The sequence below is a fragment of the Siminovitchia fortis genome, assembly GCF_003605365.2.
GTDB classification, from domain to species: domain Bacteria; phylum Bacillota; class Bacilli; order Bacillales; family Bacillaceae_C; genus Siminovitchia; species Siminovitchia fortis.
Genome location: NZ_QYTU02000098.1, coordinates 1 through 1,083, shown reverse-complemented (window position 1 = coordinate 1,083; position 1,083 = coordinate 1). Strand labels below are relative to the sequence as shown.

1 protein-coding gene is annotated in these 1,083 nt (G+C 37.7%); it reads right to left on the bottom strand.

The genetic code is table 11. The annotated features are described in order from the left end of the window. Positions 1-92: 92 nt before the first annotated feature. The gene (locus D4N35_RS17825; RefSeq protein ID WP_120076045.1) at positions 93-425 is read right to left on the bottom strand and encodes a hypothetical protein; all 333 of its coding nucleotides are present in this window, start codon (positions 423-425) and stop codon (positions 93-95) included. Between the last annotated feature and the right edge of the window lie 658 nt (positions 426-1,083).

Below are 1,083 nucleotides of genomic sequence, written 5' to 3'. Positions count from 1 at the left end.
TGACTTTCATTTCCTCGTTGTTGCTGTGCTAATATATAAATTAACACGACCTAATCGATCGTGCATTGTATAGATGCATAAATATTTATTTACTATTTAACCCTTTTCAAATCTCTTAATTCACTTTCTTGCTCCAAAGAACGTGCCGAGAGTAGTTCAATAATCCTGTGCTGGCTGTCTTGAATGGTTTTTAATTGCTTGACGCCCTCATTTGTTTCCATGGAGGCTTGTTTTATTAGCTGCTGTTCATTTCTTAATTCCTGCAACTGTTCAGCATTGTTGGCTACTTGATTTGTAATTGCATCAATCTTTGTTTCGGTCCTTTCAAGACGTTTCGTTAATTCCTTCTGCCCAGCTTGTACTTCCTTTTGTCCAGACTCTAACGAATCCAACTTTTGAAGAATCAAATCTAATTTTTTCTCCATCCTTAATCACCCTTTCAATTTAATTTTAATCCTCCTGCTCCCCAAATCCATCACCATATTTCTCATCATCTTCCTCTAGGAACATCTTTTTCATTTTATATATATAATTGAAGTGTACTTCAAAGAAACACGGATTGCATCCCATAAAAGGTTAACCGGGGAAGTTGGCCAGTTCTCTACGAACACGAATCATATGCCTGATAATCATAGATTGTATCTAGAGCATACCCCTGAAAACAATCGGAAATGGGCAGAAACAATTGGACCCTCCATGGCACAGTTTGTTTCTTATATCTTAGAAATGAATCCGGAAAAGAAAGCATTAAACATCCTTGGCACATTAAGGAACTTATCAACAAAATATACAAACGATGAGATCGAGAGAGCAACGTATACATTGCTTGAAATATCAACAAACCCAACAATTTCTGTCTTAAAGGGTGTATTGGATAGAGGTAAGAAACGCAGGAAAAAGTCGAATATCGATAATCATCAAAATAATACGAATGATCATGGATTTACCCGTGGTGCTGAATACTGTAATATTAGCTTCTTATCCAGGCTGCGGTCGGATACTCTATGTCTTCAATAGCTGCCGTTGGCTCGTCGAAAGTGGCCTGTTTCCTAATCAGGGTCCCGAAAGCGGATTTTTTGCTGA

Coding starts and splice junctions, on each gene's coding strand:
- D4N35_RS17825 (WP_120076045.1), bottom strand. CDS start 425: ATGGAGAAAAAATTAGATTTGATTCTTCAAAAGTTGGATTCGTTAGAG.